This is a genomic window from Leptospira biflexa serovar Patoc strain 'Patoc 1 (Paris)', assembly GCF_000017685.1.
GTDB lineage: Bacteria > Spirochaetota > Leptospiria > Leptospirales > Leptospiraceae > Leptospira_A > Leptospira_A biflexa.
Genome location: NC_010602.1, coordinates 3,188,019 through 3,210,319, shown reverse-complemented (window position 1 = coordinate 3,210,319; position 22,301 = coordinate 3,188,019). Strand labels below are relative to the sequence as shown.

At 40.0% G+C, this 22,301-nt stretch carries 20 protein-coding genes; 9 read left to right on the top strand and 11 right to left on the bottom strand.

Annotated elements, in window-relative coordinates; all coding sequences use genetic code 11:
- Positions 1–6: 6 nt before the first annotated feature.
- Entirely contained in the window at positions 7–1,086 is a 1,080-nt protein-coding gene (locus LEPBI_RS15155) for an MBOAT family O-acyltransferase (RefSeq protein ID WP_226992810.1), read from the bottom strand.
- A gap of 384 nt (positions 1,087–1,470) precedes the next feature.
- Here LEPBI_RS15155 and LEPBI_RS15150 point away from each other — a divergent pair, with 384 nt between their 5' ends.
- The gene (locus LEPBI_RS15150; RefSeq protein WP_012390019.1) at positions 1,471–3,429 is read left to right on the top strand and encodes an acetoacetate--CoA ligase; all 1,959 of its coding nucleotides are present in this window, start codon (positions 1,471–1,473) and stop codon (positions 3,427–3,429) included.
- Positions 3,426–4,187: a hypothetical protein gene (locus LEPBI_RS15145; RefSeq protein WP_012390018.1), complete on the top strand. Its 762-nt coding sequence runs from the start codon at positions 3,426–3,428 to the stop codon at positions 4,185–4,187. The genes LEPBI_RS15150 and LEPBI_RS15145 overlap by 4 nt, the downstream gene beginning before the upstream one ends.
- Before the next feature lie 44 nt (positions 4,188–4,231).
- Here LEPBI_RS15145 and LEPBI_RS15140 read toward each other — a convergent pair whose 3' ends face one another.
- The 5 genes from LEPBI_RS15140 to LEPBI_RS15120 all read right to left on the bottom strand — a co-directional run bounded on the left by LEPBI_RS15140 (position 4,232) and on the right by LEPBI_RS15120 (position 12,877).
- Positions 4,232–4,648, bottom strand: coding sequence for a c-type cytochrome (locus LEPBI_RS15140; RefSeq protein ID WP_012390017.1), 417 nt, complete (start codon positions 4,646–4,648; stop codon positions 4,232–4,234).
- Positions 4,645–5,628, bottom strand: coding sequence for a LamG-like jellyroll fold domain-containing protein (locus tag LEPBI_RS15135; RefSeq protein ID WP_012390016.1), 984 nt, complete (start codon positions 5,626–5,628; stop codon positions 4,645–4,647). The genes LEPBI_RS15140 and LEPBI_RS15135 overlap by 4 nt, the downstream gene beginning before the upstream one ends.
- A 45-nt stretch (positions 5,629–5,673) precedes the next feature.
- Positions 5,674–6,666, bottom strand: a complete 993-nt coding sequence (locus LEPBI_RS15130; RefSeq protein ID WP_012390015.1) for an IS30-like element ISLbi2 family transposase — start codon at positions 6,664–6,666, stop codon at positions 5,674–5,676.
- A gap of 12 nt (positions 6,667–6,678) precedes the next feature.
- Positions 6,679–11,625, bottom strand: a complete 4,947-nt coding sequence (locus LEPBI_RS15125; protein WP_187148061.1) for a LamG-like jellyroll fold domain-containing protein — start codon at positions 11,623–11,625, stop codon at positions 6,679–6,681.
- 277 nt (positions 11,626–11,902) lie between these two features.
- Positions 11,903–12,877 carry a cysteine synthase A gene (locus tag LEPBI_RS15120; RefSeq protein WP_012390013.1) on the bottom strand — a complete coding sequence of 325 codons (975 nt, stop codon included), beginning with the start codon at positions 12,875–12,877 and terminating at the stop codon, positions 11,903–11,905.
- Positions 12,878–12,923: 46 nt separating this feature from the next.
- Here LEPBI_RS15120 and LEPBI_RS15115 point away from each other — a divergent pair, with 46 nt between their 5' ends.
- From LEPBI_RS15115 to LEPBI_RS15100, 5 genes are read left to right on the top strand one after another with little or no spacing between them, the layout of a single operon-like run.
- Positions 12,924–14,243 carry an MFS transporter gene (locus LEPBI_RS15115; RefSeq protein ID WP_012390012.1) on the top strand — a complete coding sequence of 440 codons (1,320 nt, stop codon included), beginning with the start codon at positions 12,924–12,926 and terminating at the stop codon, positions 14,241–14,243.
- A 42-nt stretch (positions 14,244–14,285) separates the two neighbouring features.
- Positions 14,286–14,828 (top strand): SRPBCC family protein, encoded by a 543-nt coding sequence (locus LEPBI_RS15110; protein WP_012390011.1) that lies wholly within the window; start codon positions 14,286–14,288, stop codon positions 14,826–14,828.
- A 14-nt stretch (positions 14,829–14,842) separates the two neighbouring features.
- Entirely contained in the window at positions 14,843–15,058 is a 216-nt protein-coding gene (locus LEPBI_RS19280) for a hypothetical protein (protein WP_012390010.1), read from the top strand.
- Positions 15,006–15,968, top strand: coding sequence for a glycoside hydrolase family protein (locus LEPBI_RS15105; RefSeq protein ID WP_012390009.1), 963 nt, complete (start codon positions 15,006–15,008; stop codon positions 15,966–15,968). The genes LEPBI_RS19280 and LEPBI_RS15105 overlap by 53 nt, the downstream gene beginning before the upstream one ends.
- Entirely contained in the window at positions 15,965–16,825 is an 861-nt protein-coding gene (locus LEPBI_RS15100) for a pirin family protein (RefSeq protein WP_012390008.1), read from the top strand. Before LEPBI_RS15105 ends, LEPBI_RS15100 begins: the two co-directional genes overlap by 4 nt.
- 122 nt (positions 16,826–16,947) lie before the next feature.
- Here the strand turns inward: LEPBI_RS15100 and LEPBI_RS15095 are convergent, their stop codons facing one another.
- The 3 genes from LEPBI_RS15095 to LEPBI_RS15085 are packed head-to-tail and all read right to left on the bottom strand — an operon-like array spanning position 16,948 to position 19,419.
- Positions 16,948–17,964: a type I phosphomannose isomerase catalytic subunit gene (locus LEPBI_RS15095; protein ID WP_012390007.1), complete on the bottom strand. Its 1,017-nt coding sequence runs from the start codon at positions 17,962–17,964 to the stop codon at positions 16,948–16,950.
- Positions 17,965–17,975: 11 nt separating this feature from the next.
- Positions 17,976–18,671, bottom strand: a complete 696-nt coding sequence (locus LEPBI_RS15090) for a DnaJ domain-containing protein (protein ID WP_012390006.1) — start codon at positions 18,669–18,671, stop codon at positions 17,976–17,978.
- Between the two features lie 28 nt (positions 18,672–18,699).
- Positions 18,700–19,419 (bottom strand): LIC_12936 family protein, encoded by a 720-nt coding sequence (locus LEPBI_RS15085; protein ID WP_012390005.1) that lies wholly within the window; start codon positions 19,417–19,419, stop codon positions 18,700–18,702.
- Positions 19,420–19,538: 119 nt separating this feature from the next.
- On the opposite strand from LEPBI_RS15085, the gene LEPBI_RS15080 reads away from it, so the two are divergent.
- The gene (locus LEPBI_RS15080) at positions 19,539–19,883 is read left to right on the top strand and encodes an STAS domain-containing protein (RefSeq protein WP_012390004.1); all 345 of its coding nucleotides are present in this window, start codon (positions 19,539–19,541) and stop codon (positions 19,881–19,883) included.
- Here the strand turns inward: LEPBI_RS15080 and LEPBI_RS15075 are convergent, their stop codons facing one another.
- Positions 19,884–20,453, bottom strand: coding sequence for an LIC10729 family protein (locus LEPBI_RS15075; protein WP_012390003.1), 570 nt, complete (start codon positions 20,451–20,453; stop codon positions 19,884–19,886).
- A gap of 36 nt (positions 20,454–20,489) precedes the next feature.
- Between LEPBI_RS15075 and LEPBI_RS15070 the strand changes: the two genes are divergently transcribed.
- Positions 20,490–21,419, top strand: coding sequence for a bifunctional riboflavin kinase/FAD synthetase (locus tag LEPBI_RS15070; protein ID WP_012390002.1), 930 nt, complete (start codon positions 20,490–20,492; stop codon positions 21,417–21,419).
- 45 nt (positions 21,420–21,464) lie between these two features.
- On the opposite strand, the gene LEPBI_RS15065 is transcribed toward LEPBI_RS15070, so the two are convergent.
- Positions 21,465–22,301, bottom strand: a complete 837-nt coding sequence (locus tag LEPBI_RS15065) for a hypothetical protein (RefSeq protein WP_012390001.1) — start codon at positions 22,299–22,301, stop codon at positions 21,465–21,467.

Sequence of the window (22,301 nt, the reverse complement as noted above, 5' to 3'; positions counted from 1 at the left end):
ATGCCTTTAAAACTGAAAGTAAATAAATGTCTCTACAGGTGCTTCAATTTTGCTGAGAGCTATATAAACGAAGAAACTTAAGAAAAAAATGATCCAAGTTGTATATGGTTTTAATTTTTCTGCAAAGTATTGTTTGTATTCAATCATTTGTATGATGTAACTTCCAATGATGAGTCCCCAAAAATCTGGTTTATAAATGATTTTGCCTTTAACGTTTACGATCGCAGTCCAAAATGTTGAAATTTTTTCGAGAGTATCAATTCTAAAAAAAGTAGCAAGAATTGAAAAAATACTAAAAATCCAAATCACTGCAAATAACTTTTTCAAGTTTGACATGGATTTACGGTCAGGTCTACCGAAAGCAAATCTTTCTATGGAAAGAAAGATTCCATGGAAAAATCCCCAAAGAAAAAACGTGTAAGTATTTCCATGCCACAATCCCGAAAGTGACATCACTAAGATCGTGTTCAGATTGTATCTTAATTCTGAGACTCGATTTCCTCCCAATGGGATATATAAGTAATCTCTAATCCAAGTGGAAAGTGTATAATGCCAACGGCTCCATAATTCTGTGAAACTGACTGATAAAAATGGGGATCGAAAGTTTTCCGGAATCTCGTACCCTAAAAGAAAAGCTGATCCTCTCGCCAAATCAGTGTAACCCGAAAAATCACCGTAAACTTGGAAAGAAAATGCGAAAGTTGACAATAGAATTGAGACACCGTCATATTCTCCAGGATTTGCATACACTGGATTAATCATTTTTGCAATTTGATCGGCAATGAGAACTTTTTTGATCAAACCAGAGATGATGTGCAAAATCCCACGTTGCACAAAATCAAAAGTTAACTTTGATCGATCAATTTGATCATAAAAATCATCATGACGCATGATAGGGCCAGCGATCAGCTGAGGGAAAAATAAAATAAAAAGTAAAAAGTGTATAAATGGAGATTCTGAGAACTTTCCTCGCCAAGCATCAACGAGATACGCAATCATTTGGAACGTATAAAAACTAATTGCTAATGGTAATACAAATTCGGAAAGGCTTTGAAAGAACGGAATGGTTAAATTCCCTTCTGACATTAAATACTTTAAATAAGTTAAAAAATATTTAAAGAAACATAAATTGATTAAATTAATGGATACACCAAGGATTAAAAATATTCTCTTTTTAGTTTTTAAAATACCGATAACGCAAAGATGGGTAATGACAATGAAAAGTACGAAATGAATTAAAAAAGAACCGCTCCAGTAACCATAAAAGATTAATGAAAAAATGATTAAGATATATTTCCGAAACCGTGCAGGAGAAATCCAATAAAGGATATAACAGGTAACAAAAAAGTAGAAATAATCAATTGAATTGAAGAGCATTTTCCCAAGAATTTCTCTAATATTTTTTTCTACCAGTCATTTATGCAAACATACTTGCCTAGATATTCAAATTCAGAAAGATCAGTTCTCAAGATGGCCGAAAAAGCACTATGGACTCCCGTTAACCATACTACGAATCTCACTCAATTCCAAAATGTTTTGGAGAAGAAACTAGGAATATCATTTCCTGATTATGTTTCTTTTCATAAGTTTTCAACAGATAATACCGAGGTTTTTTGGAATGAGTGGCTTCTCGAATCAGGATTCATATTGAGATCAAAACCATCAAAGACTTTGGAGAGAGGCAGTCACTTCGCAAAAAGTAAATGGTTTCCAGGTGCTTTTTACAATTTTGCAGAGAATTTATTGGAAAAGGGAGATTCCCAAAAAGAAGCAATTGTATTTTATGCTGAGGATGGAACCGTACAAAGGTTAACGTTTCAAAAATTAAAAAATGAAGTGATCAAACTTCAAAATCATTTGCTCTCACTTGGTGTCAAAAAGGGCGATCGAGTTGTAGGTATCGTTCCAAATGCACCCATCTCTACCATCGGAATGTTAGCAACCACATCATTAGGTGCTATATGGTCGAGTGCTTCGCCTGATTTTGGAGTGAAGGGAATTCTTGATCGATTTGAACAAATATTACCAAAAGTGGTTCTATCAGTAGAATCCTATTTGTTTAAAGGCAAAAAGATTTCTATTATCGATAAGTTAGAAGAAGTCACACAGTCACTTTCATCTGCGAAGCATTCAGAATTTTTACAAACCATTATGTATGATTTTGTCGAACCCAAAGTTGATTTTGGAAAAATCAAAAATCCAATTCGGTACGAAGATCTAAAAGATCCTGAAAATTTGGAAATCCAATACACTCCCATCGAATTTTCTGATCCAGTCTACATCATGTTTTCTTCTGGTACAACTGGATTACCAAAATGTATCGTTCAGGGTGGAGGAGTTCTTTTGAATCATACGAAAGAATTATCTTTGCACTGTAATCTTTCAAGTGGAGAAAAATTGTTTTATTATACAACTTGTGGTTGGATGATGTGGAACTGGTCTCAATCAGTCCTTGCATTGGGTGCAACCTTATACCAGTTTGACGGGAATCCCTTTTATCCAAATTGGGAGACTCTTTGGAGTATGGCAGAGAAGGAAAACATCCAAGTTTTTGGAACAAGTGCAAAATATTTATCTGTGTTAGAAGAAGAGGGAATCTCTGTAAAAGAAAAATATTTACTTCCGAATCTAAAAGTAATTCTTTCTACTGGATCTCCATTACCTATTTCTGGTTTTCAATATGTTTATGAGAAGATCAATCCAAAGATCCAACTTTCTTCCATTTCTGGCGGCACTGACTTAAATGGATGTTTTGCTTTGGGAAATCCCAGCTTACCTGTGTTTGCTGGTCAAATCCAATGTAAGGGACTTGGAATGGATGTACAAGTGTTTGACGATATGGGTAAATCTGTTGTTGGTGAAAAAGGAGAATTGGTTTGTCCCACTCCATTTCCTTCTATGCCTCTTTATTTCTGGAATGATGAATCAGGTAATAAATACAAATCTGCTTATTTTGAAACCTATGTTAACATTTGGTGCCATGGTGATTTTGCATCGATTACTCCCGAAAATGGTCTGATCATCTATGGCAGATCAGATGCAACTCTCAATCCAGGAGGAGTTCGGATTGGAACGGCCGATATCTATTCTGTTGTCGCCAAAATTCCCGAAATCAAAGATTCTGTGATCATCGGTCAAGATTATAAAGATGATGTAAGAGTGATCTTATTTGTAGTTCTATCAAATGGTATCCAATTGGACGAGGTACTGATAAAAAAAATCAAAGAACAAATTAAATTGGAAACGTCTCCAAGGCATGTCCCTTCTTTGATTCTCACAGTTCCCGAAATTCCTTATACGGTGAATGGGAAAAAGGTTGAAATTGCCGTTAAACAGACAGTAGCTGGTATTGAAGTCAAAAACAAAAATGCGCTCGCTAATCCGAATGCTCTTGATTTTTTCAAAAATAGAAAAGAATTAATGCAATGAAATTTTTTAAGTTTTCACTTCTCGTTATTTCATTTGGATATCTTGGTTTGAATCCTTTAGTGGCTGACGTGGAAAAATGGAAAACTTGTTTGCACTCCTATTGTTTAAATTTTCAGTTACCATCTAATTGGTATCTAACCAATCGTCGTTCCAATGGTCAAACAACCAAACTTGACCACTTTCGTACGCAAGCATTAAAAGATGAATTGGGACGTGAAATCATTCCCGCATTGGTGATTCTTTTTAAAGAATCGGAAAACAAACAAAACTTAAATCCTATTCTTTTCCATGCAGAATCTAGAAAATATACACTCATCACAAACATCAAAGAGTATTTCCATTTGCAAAAATTGAAATCAGATCCGGACATAGAAATCTTTCAATTTTTGGGATTGGTTGGAAGTTTTAAAGACAAAGATGATACTGTCATCCAACATTATATCACTACCACGGATGAAACGTTTGGAATCATCATCATTGTGACATGTTTGGAATCTGTTTCCCCACAAATTCAAAAAGACATCAAACTTTTTTTAGATTCTTTAAAGTATGAAAAAAGAATATCACCTTGGAAATTTTCTTCTGCCAGTGAACAAATGAATAAGGCAAAAGAGTTAGAGTTTAGCGCTCAAACTCGATTGAAAACAAAACAGGTGGAACAAATTTCATTTGCATTGCAGGAATTGGATGATGCATGTGAATTGGGAGCTTTGAGTTCCTGCGAATTATTTTCCAATTTGATGAACCTCGGCCGCTAACCATGTTTATGTAAGCGTTCCAATCCATTGATTAAAAATCAAAATTACCTTCGGTTTTTTTGCATCTTTTGAATATAGCCAGCGAGTGCTTCAATTTCATGTTTTCGCATATGCGAATATGCTTTCATGTAGGTTCCTGGGATTCCATTTTGAATGCTTTTCATAATGGCTTCTTTAGAAGATCCGTTTACATATGTGGAAACATCTTGGAAATTGGGTATTTGAGCGCCTTTCAGTAAATGAGTGTGAGTTCCTCGACCATTTCCTTCTGGACCATGGCAGGATATACATCCATTTTGAATGTACATAGCCTCAGGCAGGGGAACGGTGATCGCTTGGGGGGGAGGAGGTTCTTTTTTTGTAGGTTGATTTTCTGTAGAACAATGGATGCAAAAAAGGCAGAACACCAAAAAAGGATAAATCCGAAATAAAAACCTTCGTTTGCAATCAATCTCTTTCAATCGCAGTACACCGATGCGGCTGTTAAATCTAAATTGTACTTTTGAGATAGATAACAAAACACAATATTCCTTCCTACATTTGAAAGACTCACATTGTAATACAAAACTTCACTCACATTGCCTGGGAAAAAACTAGAAGTGGTTGAGTTAGTACCTAGGTAGAGATTGTTTTGAGAATACGTTCTACTGGCATCAGTTGTCGTACTGGCACTGAATCCGCTTGAAAAAAATCCAAAACTAACTCCTGTCAGTTGTTCTGCCGCGATTAAATAGGGAAAGTTCAAATTGTTGAGTTGGATTGTACTAGAGCCTACAATTCCTTCTGATGGTTTTGCCATTCTGACAAAATCACCATCAAAGTAATAAGAAACTCCTGGCGTTGCCGATTCAAATAATGTTCCGTTTGCATTAGAGGTTCTAGTAAAGGCAAAAAAGATTGTTGAACTATTGGAAGGAATGCCTGCTGCACTCCCCCGGAACAAGTATTCAGAATTGCCTGCGTTAAAGTTTACCGTTGGTTTGCCATTGAATCCTGCGTTGTTATAAGTTGGTGGTGTGCCTCCTGAAAAAAAAGAAGCAGCATTTCCACTTCGATCATGCCAAGTGGTGATCGGGGTAAAATTTGTTAAATTTGAAAAGCTATCAGCACTTAGGTGGAGTTTCAAACTACTTGTGGCTGGATTTGAATTCCAAGTGGTCACTTGTTTCGGATCATAACCTGACATGGCTTGGATTTCATTTAAGCTTAAAGCTCGGTTATAAACCAAAACTTCATCCAATTGGCCATTAAAACCACTCAAAAGATCGGATCGAATGCCAATGGTAAAGAGGTTTGGATCTGCATCCCATGTACTTTTTGTTTGAGTGATTAGTTTGACACCATTATGGTAAAGGGTTGCGGCAAAACCTCCTCCAGGCCCTTCATACACTCCACAAAGGTAGTGCCAAAGATTTTCATGGTTATAATAAAATTCTTCCACATCATTTGCAAAACCGGAAAAAAAATACTTGGTAGGTTCAAGAATCTAGCGCACCAGCGCCCGTATTTCTTCTTCAGGTGTATTCCAATTCAAAGTTTTTCTAGGTCTTTGATTGAGTAAAGTTTGAACCTTTTTAATTTGGCTTTTTTTGAGTTTTGAAAAGTCAGTTCCCTTTGGAAAGAAGTCTCTGATAAGCATATTAGTATTTTCACATGTTCCCCTTTCCCATGGAGAAGCTGGATGACAGAAATAAACTTTCATTTTTGTATTTTTAGTAAATAATCTATGTTCTGACATTTCTTTTCCTTGGTCATAAGTCATAGAAAGTTTTAATTGTTTTGGAAACTGTTTTAACTCTTGTTCAAAGGCCTTTCTGACAGATTCAGCATCCATGGCTTTCAAAGGTACTAGTATGACAGTTCTTGTAACTCTTTCTACAATTGTACCAAGAGCACTTGAATGGTTATTTCCTATGAGTAAATCGCCTTCCCAATGACCTGGAACAGACCTATCAGCGACTTCCTTTGGTCGTTCTTCAATGCTGATCATATCTGGAATTTTACCTATATTGGCCTTGATTCCCGCAGGTTTAGCTTTTTTGCCTTTTCTTCTAAGGTAAGTATTGATTTCTTTTTTAAGCTCTCCTCTCGGAAGCAAATAGATAAAGGTATAAATTGATTGGTGAGAAATATTCATATATTTTTCATTTGGAAACGAACGAGCTAGATTTTTTGATATTTGTACTGGTGACCATTTGAGTTCAAGACGATTTTTAAACTCCCTATACAACTTGTTGTTAGTTAATAATTTACTTTTTCCAAGCTTTCTAGATGAGGCAGCCATTCTTGATTTATACCCAGAAATAATTGCGGAGTATTGATAATATCTATCGGAAATTTTTCCTTTTTCTAATTCTCTACTAATTGTAGATCGGTGACGACCCATCATTTCTGCAATCGCACCTTGAGAGTATCCTTGATGAATCAACACGGACAAGGTTTCCCTTTCCTTCGGACTAATTCTAGAGTATTTTTCCATTTTTTCTCCGATTTACATTATCGGGTTTTGTTGCATTAGATTCTTGAACCTACCCTTGGAATTTGTGAGTCCTGCACCTAACGCAATCATTCGATCCGTAACATTTGGTCCGATGCTGAGCATCGTTCCTGGGTTGAGTGCTCCTGATTTGTATTGGACACAAACGGTGCGAGGTTGTGTACCTTTTGGTAAAGAGGACGTGGTCGTGTTTATGTTTAAGTAAGTACTTCCATTTGTGTTCAATGCTGAAATAGAGTTCCCATATTTGTCTGTGACTAGCGAGGCACCAACATTCGTAGTTAGATTACCAAATCCACTCACATCTTGGAAATCTTTGTTAAAATCATAACGAGCTACCAATCCATCTGGGATTTGGGCAGAAAGGATTCTCACTTCTTTTGCTGTGAGTGCTTTGGAATAAATTTTAATCTCATCTACTTTCCCACCAAAGGAATGAGAAGGAAAGGATACCATTCGACCTACATACAATCCAGTTCCTGTGGTTGTGTTGACCGAACCACCGATATTTGTTGGACCTCCCACCTCCACACCGTCAACATACAACCATCCAAAATTTCCATCAAATGTCCCACAGATATGTGACCATCGATTGAGTGGGAGAATGTAATTTGGATACACTTCGCCTCCGCCAAGACCACCAAACCGAAGTTTGAGATCACCAGAGGGAGATGCGCGGTACATATTTAAAATGAATTCTGTACCTGGACCAGGGGTACCATAGGTAATGATGGGAGCATTGTCTCCCATATTTGGATAACGTTCAGGGTTCACCCATACACAGATGCTACGTGGTTGGTTGCCATGAGGAAGGCCAGCTTCAGAACCTAATAAATAGTCACCTGAACCAGCAACAATTCGTACTGCTTCATTCGTAGATTTATCAATACCAGTCGCATAGTAGGCGAGAGGGCCAGAAAATGAAAGATTGCCTCCCACGGGACCTCTGGAAGTGGCATCACCATGGAAGGGAAAATGCGCGGCCAACGGAATGGGTCTCGAAGCAAATGAATTACCAACTAGCCCACTGTCAGCATTTTTGGCTAAGTCGTTGACTTCCGCGTCGTTTAATTCCCTTTCATAAAATCTTATATCGGCAATTCGGCCTGGAAAAAAGAATGTTCCAGCAGAAGAAACACCAATAGTGAGATTACCAGCAACTGGATTGGTTGGTTTGGTTTGTTGGTGAACTAAATTTCCATTTACGTACACTTTGTACACATCGTTACTATCAACAGTGAGTGCCACATGGGTCCATTGGTTTGGGATCACAGTGATGTGGGCGGGAGTGGGGGTAAAGCCACCTCGGTGAATCGCAAGCTGTTGGTTGGCATCAATGAAGAGTCCATGACCATTACTTGTGAAATCACCATGATAAAAAATTACCTTTCCAATTCCTGGACTTGTCCCATCCCAGAGAAACCAACTCGATAATGTCACTTTATTGACCGAAGAACTAGGAGAAGGTGCTGAGCCTGCGTTTCCAATTGAAAGACTGGCAGCACCCACCACTTCACCAAATCGTCCATTGGCAAATGTAGGACTTCCCACTGGTGTGATGAATTGGCTATTTAAAAAATTGAAAGTAGATCCATTTAACGGATAAAAGGCGGTCAATTTGTTTGAATTTATGGTTCTTAACGTATGGACAGTACCAAATACAATCACTTCTCCCAAATTAGAAATGTATTTGGGAAACTCGATATTGGAAGCAGCGCCAATACCATCAGTCAGTCCCGTGTTTCCTGAACCTGCAACTGTAATCACTTCTGCAGTTAGGCTATTGACCCTCCGGACGCGATGGTTTCCATAATCCGCTATGTATAAAAAAATACCATCGGACGTGATTCCTTGGGGAAGGTGGAAGGAGGCATCGCTACCAACCGCATCGATATACCCATTGTTCGAATTTCCACAAAGAATCGTTGTTGCACCTGTTACTTTATGAGTTTTAGTGATATTTTGTGTCCCTACATTCGTAGCATAAAGATAATCACCGATGATGGTAATTCCTTCCGGAAAACTAATATCTCCGCCACTGACTAAGGTTGTGACTTCTCGGTTACTCAATTTGATCACACGAATGGAGGAGTTATTTCGATCAGCGATGTAAAGTTTGTTATCATCGATGACAATCCCCGCAGGGGAAGCAAAACGTGCAACTAGTGGATCTGGCGAATCAGCGAATGCGTTAGGTGGTGAAAGAACTGAATCGTCTCCCGCCAATGTTTCCGCATAACCTGTGCTGATCAAAATTCGTTTAATTCGATTTCCAAGAGTTTCCGTAACATACAAATACGTTCCATCAGTGGTAATCCCTTTGGGAAGATTGAATGACCCACTCACTCCAGACCCAACAGTATTTCCTGCCGCACCATTCCCCACTAGGGAGGAAACAGAACTCGTCATCGGGTTAAACACTCGGATTTTATGATTTCCTGAGTCGACGATATAACCTTTCGTTCCATCAAAAGTAATGCCACTGATATCGTTAAACGATGATGTGGCGGCTAATCCGTCACTTGCACCACTTCCCAATTGTCCTGCAGCTGTTGCCACTTCTCCACGAAGGTAGTGGATTTGGACAGGTGCTTGTTTTTTGGGACCAATGGCATTTCCATATCGATGCCCGGCGACACAGTTGACCGCAACATTTGTGATATTGGCACCTAACATAGTGCCAGTTACATCCGATTGGACTGCACAAACAAATCCAGGTGGTTCTTGTGTGATTTGGATTTCGTATCCTGTTCCACTGGAAATTGGTGTTGCGAATGTTATGGCAGTGGACGAGGCGCCAGCGGGCACATTGATAGAATCAATGCTATTGGTAATCGTTAAACCACTCGGCAAATTTACAGAACTGGTAACAGTTCCACTCATATTATATTGGTCAACGGAACAAGTGATGGCAACACTTGTGACAGGGGTATTCGTAACAGTACCAGATGCAGATGATATGTTGCAAGTTTGCCATGGATTTTGTGGCGCATAAAGAATGGAAACCGAATAGTTCGTTCCCGTGGGAAGTGCTGTATTAAAGGTAAAAGTTCCGTTACTTGCGATGGTTAGATCATCCCCAGCATTGTTTTGCAAAACAAAGGTTCCAGCTCCAAAGGGAGTTGTGAGTAAATTAATGGTTCCGCCCACTGTGTATACATTCGGTTGGTAATTGAGGCTGAGTATGTCACTTTGTGCAAAACCTACCTTACACATTCTGGCTTTTACGTTTTCGGATACACCTGGAGTGGGAAAGATATAATTCCCAATTACTCCCGTATTACATGTACTCGCTGCAAAACCACAATCGGGATCGGTTGGAACACCAGCAGCTGATGTGTGACAAATCCAGGTACCACCTGTCGTGGTTGTGGTAAAACTGATTGCCTGCCCTGAATCCAAAAAAGAACCAGTCGCCAAACTGGGAGTTGGTGTAGCGACCTTTAATGTATAGGAAGATGTGACCACTTGTGAGGGAACCCATCCGACCTTACAATGAATGGCCTTGATGACTGCTTGGGCATTGTCCGTAATGGAAACCGTTGTCGTAGTCATGGTTCCGGTAGCACAGGTAGGATCTGCTTGCCCACCATTTCCCAAAGTAAAACGGTATTCGGAACCAGGGATCAAACTCGAGATTGTGACCGTTCCATCATCATTAAAAACAGAACCAGTCACGGGTGAAAAACTAGGTAAGGTCAAACTACAATCGAGAACCGCATTGGACATATTGGAAACAATGCCAGAATGAGTAGCACCTGTTGTGATCGTACAGGTTTGGTTAGGTGGATTTGCCGAAACTACAATTTGATAATCCACACCTCCAGGTATCGTACTCCCAAACGTGAATGTTCCTATGCCAGGGTTGACCGTCACAGACTGGGTGGGAAATGCAGGACTTCCCCCTGTATGAACCAAATCCAAAGTGACGGCTCCTCCCAGTACACTGGTTGTGGTCCCACCAGGACTAGAAACCGTTCCTCCTACTAAAAAGGCATTGGAACAATTGACCGCAAAGGTTGTGGCTGCATTACCAACTGTCACAGAACTGGATACGAGTGTACAGACTCCCGTTGTGATGACACCACCTGGGTTATCAATGGTTACGGAAAAGATTCCGCCACTGAGATAGGTTCCAGGAAAGGCAAAGGTTCCGTCCGCGGTTACATTGACCGTATTCGAGCCATCTAACGTCAGTTTGAGTTCATTTCCTACGCTGAGTGTTCCTAAAATCCCAATCACTTGTGCGTTCACAACAAACGAGTTGGTTGTGCAGGTGATGGTGGCAGTGATGGGAGTCGCAGTCATGGTTCCTGCAGTCACTCCAGGTGAAGTGATGGAACAGGTTTGGCTCGGGTTTGTGGGTTGGCTTATGATACTAAAGTTATATGTTTCTCCTGCGGGAAGGGGAGGGAAGGAAAAGCTGGTGCTATTCACATTGATGGTATCGGTACCAGCACCTGTTACATTTTGTAATTGGAGTCCATTGCCCAAAAGTCCTGGCGCTGTCCCACTGATGAGGTAAAGGGCATCCCCACAGACGACCTGGATCCCTTCGATGTTTCCACTGAGGACGGTCCCTTGGCCAGATGAGACGACGCAGTTTTGGATGGGAGAAGAAGGTGGGGTTTTGACCTTAACATTATAAGTGGCCCCCGGGCCTATTTTTCTAGTGAACGTATAAGAGCCGTTTGTTGTTACATCGATCACATCTCCATTGTTTTCCATTTGCAGTCCTGTTCCCAGAAGTCCCGAAACTTGGAAACTCACAGAATAAGATAGGGTGTTTGTTTGCAAAAAACGAAAGGTGGTAAATGTTTCCAGAAAGGAACGATTGATGGTCGGAATGGAACAACCTAATGCGGGAAGGATGAAACAGATTAGGAGGAGTTTTTGAAATAGGAAAGGTATCCCTTTGTCAAAAAAAACTTTTTTCTCCATCTTCATTCTTATCGAAGTATAACAATTGGGAATTCATTTCGTCTAGAGAAAATCTAATTTTTTTCCTTTGGCAAAAACGACACGATTTCGTGTGATCTCCTAATCATTATGGATTCAATTTCGGTAAGAATGAGATCTTATCTCAATCGAAATTGGAACAAAGTTCAGGATCGAGATCTGATGATTGTTTTTGGTTCTTTTCGAATGGATAGTTTTTTTGTCGCCAAGTGGAATCATTGGATGCCTAAAATTGGACAAATTTTGTCTCATCGTCACATCACAAAAGTCCCTTGGATTTCAAAAAATCAGGATTGTAAAGTTTGGATTGGTATTTGGTTCCTGTGTCACATAACACAGTCACGATGGTGTGTCCAGGTCCTATCTCTTTTGCGATTTGGAAGGCGGCTGCCAAATTGATTCCGACACTTCCTCCCATAAAGAGTCCATCCTCTCGGAGGACCTTTTGTAAGATTTCGAGTGCTTGTTTGTCGTGGATGCGAATGGCATCGTCAGAAGGCATTCCTTCCATATTTTTTGTGATGCGACCTTGCCCGATCCCTTCTGTGATGGAAGATCCTTCGATCGTAATCGTTCCAGTTTTCACAAATGAATACACTCCAGAACCATACGGATCTGCCACAATGCATTTTACATTTGGATTTTTTGATTTGAGATAAAGAGCGGTTCCGGCGTATGTCCCTCCCGTTCCAATCGAAGTGGTCCAGACATCAATTTTTCCTTGGGTTTGGTTCCAAATTTCGGGACCTGTGGTTTCAAAGTGAGCATTCCTGTTGGCAAGGTTATCAAATTGGTTTGCCCAAAGGGAATTGGGTGTTTCTTTTGCGATTCGTTCCGAAACACGCACATAATTTCCGGGATCAACATAAGGTACTGCAGGTACTAAGATGACTTCTGCACCTAACGTGCGTAACATTTCAATTTTTTCTTTGGATTGTGTTTCGGGGATGACAATGATGGATTTGTAACCTTTTGCATTACAAATATGAGTGAGACCAATTCCTGTATTGCCCGCCGTCCCTTCCACAACGGTTCCCCCTTTTTTTAAGAGGCCTCTTTTTTCCGCATCTTCAATGATGTAAAGAGCTGCGCGGTCTTTGACAGAACCACCAGGGTTTAAAAATTCCGCCTTTCCCAGGATTTCACATCCTGTTTCTTCACTTAAGGAACGAATGCGGATGAGAGGTGTATTTCCAATCGTCGCAATAAATCCATTTCTAATTTCTGTTTGCATAAGAATACACTTGACTCCTCTCTATTAGACTTCAATTTCCAAGTTTATGTACAAGTCCATTCGGCAGTGGTTCGCACCTGCTCCTGCGATCCCACAAAAATCAGAACAAGAGATACAATCTCTTTATCCTAAATTAAGATTCCAAATATTAGAATCAACTTTCATTGGTTATACGGTCTATTACCTCACTCGTAACAATTTTTCTCCTGTCTCTAAAGAAATTGGAGAAGCATTGTCCTATACCAAATCTGACTTAGGAGACATTTTAGCTGTCACAGCCATCACGTATGGAATTGGTAAATTTTTTATGGGAGCTTTGTCTGATCGCTCCAATCCTAGAAAATTTATGGCCGTTGGATTATTTCTGACAGCCATTTTGAATTTTTCATTTGGATTTGCGAATCATTATTGGATCCATTTGTTTTTATGGGGTGCCAATGGACTCGTACAAGGGATGGGTTGGCCTCCTTGTGGACGTTCCCTTGGGCATTGGTATTCTGTTCGAGAGAGGGGCACAACGTTTGCCTTTTGGAATATTGCCCATAATATTGGAGGTGGGATTGTGGGAGTAGTCGCTTCCCACTCTGCTGCCAAGTTTGGTTGGCAATATGCTTTTTTTGTCCCAGGTGTCATCGCACTGTTGGGAAGTATCTATTTATACCTTCGGCTCGTAGACACTCCACAATCAGAAGGCCTTCCACCAGTAGAAGTGTATCGAAATGATTATCCTCCAGAAGAAAAAGAAGACCACGAAAAGGAACTCACCACCAAGGAATTGATCGTTGAACAGGTGTTATTAAATAAATACATTTGGTTATTTGCGATTATCAATTTTTTTGTCTACATCATCCGGTACAGTTTGATCGATTGGGGCCCAACCTATTTAAAAGAAACGAAGGGTGCCGATTTACTTGGAGGAGGTTACTCCACTTTCATTTTGGAATTTGGAGGGATTGGATCCACTTTACTTATGGGTTGGGTATCCGATAAATTTGACGGTCGTCGTGGGATGGTGAGTTTACTTTGTATCATTCCTATATTTTTTGCTTTTGTTGGAATTTTACTCAACCCACCCGGGAACATTTGGATCGACTATTTGATGTTTGGTTTGATTGGTTTATTTATTTACCCACCTGTCATGTTGTTAGGTGTAGCAGGAATGGATTTTACATCCAAAAAAGCAGTTGGTACAGCAGCAGGATTTATTGGACTGTTTGGGTCTCTTGGACGAACAGCCCAAGGGAAGGGACTTGCTGTCCTTTCGACACATTACTCTTGGGATGTGGCCCTTGGTGCCATTTTGGTTTCCACTCTGATCGCAATTTTCCTATTGATTTTCAGCTGGAATTTACGCCCCAGGGGTTAAATCAATTGACGAACCTTTGAATTTGATCCAAATTTACGAGTTATGAATCTAGGCAAAAAAATCGCAATCGGAATTATTGGAGTCATTGCCATCCCGCTAGTGTTGGCAATATTTTTACCTTCTACCTACCAGGTAGAACGATCCATTGACATTGGGAAACCAGCAAATGAAGTGTTTGCATTCATACGACTTTTGAAAAACCAAGACCAGTATAGTGTTTGGGCGAGACGTGATCCCGATATGAAAAAAATCTTCAAAGGGGAAGACGGAACCGTGGGGTTTGTTTCGCGTTGGGAAAGCCAAGTGAAAGATGTCGGTGTTGGAGAACAAGAGATCAAAATGATCAATGCTGATGCTTTAGAAATGCAAACCGAACTTAGGTTTTACGAACCTTTCGAAGGAACAGAAAGAAGTTATATGAAAGTATCTTCCCTTGATCCCAAAAAATCCAAAATCATTTGGGGTTTTGATGGATCGATGCCCTATCCATTTAATTTGATGTTACTATTTATGAACTTTGAAGAAATGATTGGTAAAGATTTTGAAGATGGCCTTTTCAATTTAAAACAAGTTTTAGAAAAATAAGGATTTTTTCTCATTTGAACAAACAAAATATCTATTGGCAACTTTACCAAGACGATCCCATTCTCAAACCAGGATTTCCTTCACCTATCTTGGCAGATCCCAGTTTTTTATTCCCAGAGTCTTGTCCAGATGGACTCTGGCATCTTTTTGCTCATAACATCTTCGGTGTGTTAGAGTATGTATCAGAAGATGGAATCAGCTGGAAAAAAAAAGAAGTCTATCGTTCGTAATGCGATGCGTCCTTTTATTTTTTTCGAAGATGGAACTTACTACCTATATTATGAAAGGTATAAATTTTTACATGTACTTATGTCTTGGTTTCCTTATCGCAAGTGGAAATCACATATAGAAGTCAAAACAAGTAAAGATCTTGTCCATTGGTCGGCGCCAAAAACTGTCATTGTACCCAAGTTTCCTTTTCACAAAGATCCAAACTTTGGAGAATCGGTGAGTAATCCTTGCCTCTTGAAATTTGGAGACAAGTACCGAATGTACTTTTCTTCGTCTCTTGTGATGATTCCTGACTGTGGTTTTTGTGAACCCAAATACATTACGGTTGCGGAATCAAGTTCTCCCCTCGGTCCTTTTTCTTATTTTTCAGAGCCCATCCTTTCTCCAAGTGATATGGATCCTTTTTGTAATTTGGGAGCCGGTTCCATCAAAGTGATCCCTTGGAAGGGAAGGTATTTAGGATTTCAAAATGGCATTTTTTGGAATCCAGTCAGGAAAGAATCTTGTTCGGCCATTTTATTTTTACAAAGCGAAGATGGGATCCATTTTGATCGCATCAACCAAACCCCCATCCTTGGTCCTACTGGCAAAGGTTGGAAGGCAAGCCATGTGTATGCTTGTGATGTGAAGTATTCGGAAGCAGAGAATATTTTTATTATGTACTTCAATGCCCGTGACAAAGCGCACTGGACAAAGGGCAAAGAAGCCATCGGGCTTTTTGTGGGAAAGGTAGAGGAATCAAAGGGAAATACGAAATTAGAATCGAAACAAAAGTCCAAATCCAAATCGAAGTTAGCTTCTCAATCGAATCGGAATTCGAGTGCCAAGTCTCAAACAAAAACCAAATCGAAGCCATCTGCCAAAAAGAAACTAACAAATCCAAAACAAAAGAAGTCTAAATCCAAATGACAAAATCACTGATCGGACATTCCAAGGACTTAGGAGACAATTTCATCATCCGGCGCGTATTACCAGCGTTAGAGAAACGTTCAGTGGGGCCCTTTGTTTTTTTTGATCATTTTGGTCCAGTACCTGTGGTGACTGGTGAGGAACTGGTTGTCCGAGCACACCCGCATATCGGCCTTGCGACCATTACGTTTTTATACGATGGAGTGATCACACATAGGGATAGTTTGGCAGTGGAGATGGACATTCGCCCCAATGAAACCAATTGGATGGTGGCAGGGAATGGCATCGTTCACAGTGAACGGTCCAAGTTTGACCCCAAATACGAAGTGTTAGAGGGCATCCAAACCTGGATTGCCTTACCAAAAGAAAAAGAGGCGATCAATCCTAGTTTCCAACATTTGTCTGAATCTGAAATACCCCTTTGGAAAGGAAACGGTATCACGTTTCGTTTGTTAGGTGGAAAGTTTTTGGGTTTAGAATCAAAGGCTGTGGTCCACTCTCCTCTTTTTTATGCAGACATTGATTTGAAAATGGAATCTGATCCTATCGAATGGAATCTCTCTTCGGAAGAAGAAGCAGGTCTCTACATCGCAAGGGGTGCCATTGAATCGGAAGGTCAGTCTTATGCGATGGGATCGATGGTTCTTTTTGAAAAAGGAACAAAGGTAAGTTTTAAAGCCAAACAAAACAGCCGTTTGATGTTACTTGGTGGGGAACCACTCAAAGAAAAACGTCATTTGTATTGGAACTTTGTTGCAACAGACCAATCCACAATTGAAGAGGCAAAAGAGAGATGGGCAAAGGATGAATTTCCAAAAGTACCTGGGGAAACCGATCGAATCCCATTGCCAAGTTAATCTCATTTATAATATAGAAGGAAAATTTTGATTGGATTCGTTCTGAATCCATTGTCCTTAGTTCGAATCAGACAGTCTGCCCAAGTTTTTTTTCCTTAATTTACTTTGCCAAATGGATATGTTTATTGGTATTTGACCATATCTGTCCCTGCCGACATAAAGGCTAGTTTTGTGCCAGGAGCGGCGTAAGCGGAGATGGTTTCTTGGAAACCCGTAGCTGTCATAAAAAATGTTTCATTCGGACCCACGGTCCGCTGCAGTTCAGGAAAATATACCGATCCCGATACAGTAAAAAAGATTCCAAAACAAGACGGCTCGGCTAACGGGGTAAAGGTGAAGTTTTGTGCCTGGTCAAATTCCCAAGACTCAAGTCTAAATTTATCATTTGAAGTATACAAATAACGTGGGAAAGGGTGGTAACATAATACTTGTTTTGATAATTTTTCTTCCCCATTTGATTTTTGAAAATTTAAAACAGATAACGCTTTTTCTAAATGGAGTTCTCTTGGTTTACCATCATCACCAATTCGGCCATAATCATAAACTCGGTAAGTGGAATCAGATGATTGTTGCACCTCGAGTAAGACCACACCACCACCAATGGCATGGATGGTGCCAGGATTCAGAAGGAATACATCTCCCGATTTTACTTTCCATTTCCTTAGAATCGATTCACCTAAATTTTGTTTTACGAGTGATTCGTATCCTTCGCGATTGGTTTCGACACCAAAACCAACGACTAACTCTGCCCCTGGATCTGCGGACAAAACGTACCAACATTCCTTTTTGCCTTTTGATTTGGGATCATACTTCAATGCATAGGCATCATCTGGGTGCACTTGGACCGAAAGTTTTTCTTTGGCATCAATGACTTTGACAAGTAGGGGTAAACTAGAATTGGCAAATGGTTTTCCGAGTACTTCGTTAGGTGCTTTTTGGATGAGTTCTGTGAGTGGGAGGTTATCAAATTCAGGGTTTTGGACGGGTGAGATATCGGTGTCGTAAACGGAAACTTCCCAAGATTCTCCAATGATACCTTCTGGGATCTTTCGCCCCAATAGGGATTCCAGTTTTCTACCACCCCAGATTTTTTCTTTGTAAATGGGGGAAAAAAATAAGACTTTTGGGATGATTTCCATCAATTGCCTTTTTAGACGGCAGTCTTCGTCCGTAAAGGGATATTTTTATGAATGAGAAGTTTGACCCGAAGGAATTTTTTCTTAAAATGAGTGAACGAATCTGGTCGGAATTTCGAGAGATCAAATTCAAAAATTTTGGATGGAATGAGAGACGAAACCGGAAATTCCACATTTAACTTTCGATACCCTTTGTAACTTCCCTTCCCACTGCAAGCCGGGCAATGCGGGTCACTTCCCATACAGTCTCGGCATACAATACGAACGGTGAGTGGGATCACAACAATCACAGGACGGATGATTTCCGATTCCTTCAGATCGATCACTAAATCATAATCAATGCCCGTGACCTTTCGTCTGTCTTTGTTTCGAAACCCTTTTCTCATCAAACCCCGTTTGGCTAGGTCCATGATCCCTGTCGTGAAACGTACGCGAGATACGGGTAAAACAATGGGATGTTCTTCTAGTTTTCGTTTTAAAAAGGCTTTGGCATAATTTTTTTTAAACGTTTCATCATACTGTTTTCTAGAAACACCTGTAAGGGTTTGGTAAGCAAAGTAGATGGATTGGAACTTGGCGTAAGATCCAGTGAAGGGAATATCGGGATGGTAGAGCTTTGCTAGACGACGGAAAGAAGATTTAATTTCTTCCGTCGTAGCACCAAAGGGAATCTCTAGAACTTCGTAAAGGTTTGTATGGAGTGGTGGCATTTAAAAATGAAATCCCACCAAATTCCGATTAAGGTTCTTCGAAATCTCCACTCACAGAGACTTCCATAACAGTATCAGAAATCATTTTTGTTTCTAAATTTCCTTTTGCTTGGATGTAACGGTCAATGGTTCTTGCCACTTCACGGAGTCTGTCTCGGTAGGCGGTTGCCAATCGAAGTCTTTCCCAAGGGCTTTGGATTTTTTCCAATTCAAAGTTCAGTGTGTTATCATCCGCATTCGTAACCGTGCGAACAGAAAGTACAAGCCCTTTGACTCCACCCGTAGTATTGTTTTTTAATTCACGGTAAGTTGTGACAGGGTCTTTCCCTTTTTCCGTGAGTGATTTCCTTGACCAAAAGGAGATTTCATCTAATGAAAATCCACCGCCTTCTGCTCCGCCACCACCTTTCAGTTTCATCACAAAACGGCTGTGCATGACATAACTTGGTTCATAAGGCAAATGGATTTCCCGAGCACTCGTGACCTGTCCATACCGACTGTCTTTGATTTTTTTCTCAAAACTGAGGAATTTCACCTTCTCGTTGATCATGGCATGGTAATCATCCACTTCTTTGCCAATCCTTTCGATTTTCTGCTGTTGTTTTGCATTATAGGGAATGAGAGCGATGCTTCCATCTGGATTCAGTTTGGTTGCATCTGATTGGCTCACAGATTCATTTTTTTCATCCGCGGCAAATAGACCCACGGTGAAGAGGAAGGTAAAAATTAAGACAAACGAGGTACGCATACGAACTCCCAGATAGTAGACTCTATATCTATTTTCGACTTTTGAAATGAAATCATTAATTTGTTAAAAATAAGGTTGAATAAAAAACGTAAAAACAGGACGCTTGCGGTAGGTCTCCCATGGAAATAAATCTGAAAAAGAATGCAGACGCCTTTGTGATCAGCATTTCTGGAAGTTTGGACATTTACACTTCCTTGGATTTTAAAAATTTCCTGGAAACCAATATCCCAAGCCAACCTTCTGGCAACCTCCACGTCATCATCAATTTAGAGAAACTCAACTACATTGACTCTTCTGGGATCGGAATGCTCATCAAACAGCTGAATTATGTCCAAGAATTGCAAGGAAAGTTCTCCATTGCGAATATGAAACCTGCGATTGAGAAGGTATTCAAAGTGGCAGGGCTAACTAGTTACTTCCAAACCATTGGGGAAGACGAATATCGCGAAAAATACGCGGTTTAATCATTCCTTTTCGTCTAGGCGATTTTCCACCACAAACGCATCCCAAATCCCCCAAAAACGACCAACTGAGTTTTGGCTTGGCAATAGTTCGACGTAAATTTTGCCATCTGGGTATTCCGAAGGTTCCAATGGAATTTCGACTGGATTTTGAAACCCATGGTATCTCTCCGTGAGAATGGAACGTTTGGGTTTTCCATTCACTAGGATTTGTAATTTCCTTGGTTTGAACTTGGAACCCTTGAGGGGGCGGTATTTGGTTACGTCCAAATAGAGGTACACTGTGGTTTTCGTATTACTTGGTTTTTCTAATAAAAAACGTAACCCAGATTCTGGCACCATCCGGCAGATCGAATCTTGTAATCCCAAATGAGGGCCATCTGGTTCCAATTCATAGGATTGGTAAATCGCCCAAGTTTTGAGCTCAGGATAGGTAGAAATGTCTTCGGGGAGTAATCCTTCTTCCAATCCAAATTCTTGTTTCGGAATTTTGGAATCATCAGCGAAGAGTGTACCTATGGTTGATAAAAAGATTGCCGTAAGGAGAAGGATTCGTAGTTTCAATGGTAACACCTATTCCAAGTATCGGATTACGAGACAAGTCCCCCTTTGAAAATTATTCGCTCTTTAGAATCGATCCAAAATGAATTCCGAAACGGTTCCTCATTGACCCTAGGGAATTTTGACGGAATCCATGTCGGCCACCAAACACTTTTGTTGCGGACTGTGGAAAAAGCAAAGGAACTTGGGATCCCTTCCGTTGTTGTCACCTACTATCCAAACCCATCCGTCGTACTTGGAAAAAAACCAAACTTCAAATACCTTTCTTCGGAACGAGAAAAAGAAGAACTGATCCGTGGGTTTGGTATTGATTATTTACTCGTATTAGATTTTACCTTGGAACTTTCTAAAATGACTGCCGAAGATTTTTTAGAAAACATCATGATCCAAACCTTAAATGCAAAACACATTGTCATTGGTTATAATCATTTTTTTGGTGCAGAACGTCGTGGTGATTTTACACTCCTAAATTCCAACAAATCTAAGTATGGTTATGCGGTGGAACTAAGAGAAGCGGTCTTAAAAAAAGACAGTAAAATTTCTTCCTCTCTCATACGTGGGTTTCTAGACAAAGGAGAGATGGAAGAGGCAAAAATCCTACTTGGTCGAAACTACCATATCACAGGCACTGTCATAGAAGGTGCCAAACGGGGGCGCACCATTGGATTCCCAACTGCCAATTTACAAGTTCCCAGTGACAAACTCCTCCCGTCCGTTGGCGTGTATGCCTGTTTTGTCAAATTGGATGGCAAAGACCATCAAGGCATGGTCAATATAGGGTTTAATCCCACCTTTGATGGGTTAGGTTTGCATGTGGAGGTGAACCTATTTGATTTTGATGGCAATTTATATGGCAAAGAAATCGAATTGGAAATGGTAAAAAAAATCCGAGACGAACAAAAGTTTGACGGAATTGAAGCCCTAAAGGCCCAACTCACAATCGACAAAGAAACGAGTTTGCAAATTTTACAGTTTTAGTCCGAATTCGACGTTTCGAAAAACTAAAGTGCGGTGCACTGAGAGTTATAATTTGATGATGTGATAGAGTTTGCCTTTGCGTTTGATTTTTCCAAGGATTGATGGGTGGGTTTCTCTTTCCAGAATGGCATCGAGAGAGGATTTGGAAATGGACCAGTCTTCTTTTAATTCATCAAAATAAAATCCACAATCCTCTTTCTCTTTGTTTTTCACAAGGATTACATGTTTTTCTTTGGTTTCACCTTCTTCCAAGAGAACAAAACCTGGGCCTGGGAACATAGGAATCAATTTGTCTTTGATTTTGATTTGTTTTTTAAAGGCAGGGATGTTTCGCAGGATGCGATAGGATTTTTTTGGTAATAGAAAATTGACACCTTCTAACACATAACAGATAAAAACAAGTTTTCCATCGGATGGTTTGTTTGAGTTAGTTCTGGAGGAGCTAGTCGAGTTGGTTCTTCCATCATTCGAAGATGAAGTTTGGTTTTTTGGAATGGTATTGGTTTGGGTTAGATTTCGGTTCACCAAACGTTTGGCAATGTTTGTGATTCTGTTCTTTAAAGCAGAATCTAAAAATTCAATTTTATCTTCGGATTTGATTTTGTTTAAGATATGGTAGATCGAATCAAATTCCTTTTGTCTGTATTCGTTTTTGATTTTGAACTTAAGGATCTCAGAATGCAGTCGTTTGCTTCGTTGTAAAAAATAAGGAGATTCGTTTGTCTCAGAAGTTTGGATGAGTTTTTCGGAAAGACCAACTAATTTGGTAATTTGTTCGTTTACGTCCCGTTCCAAAGTTTCCAGTCGGATGAGTTCCTCTTCCAATTTCACTTTGGTTTGGAAGAACTCATCTGCATCCAGAATTTTTTTGGTGGGTTTCAT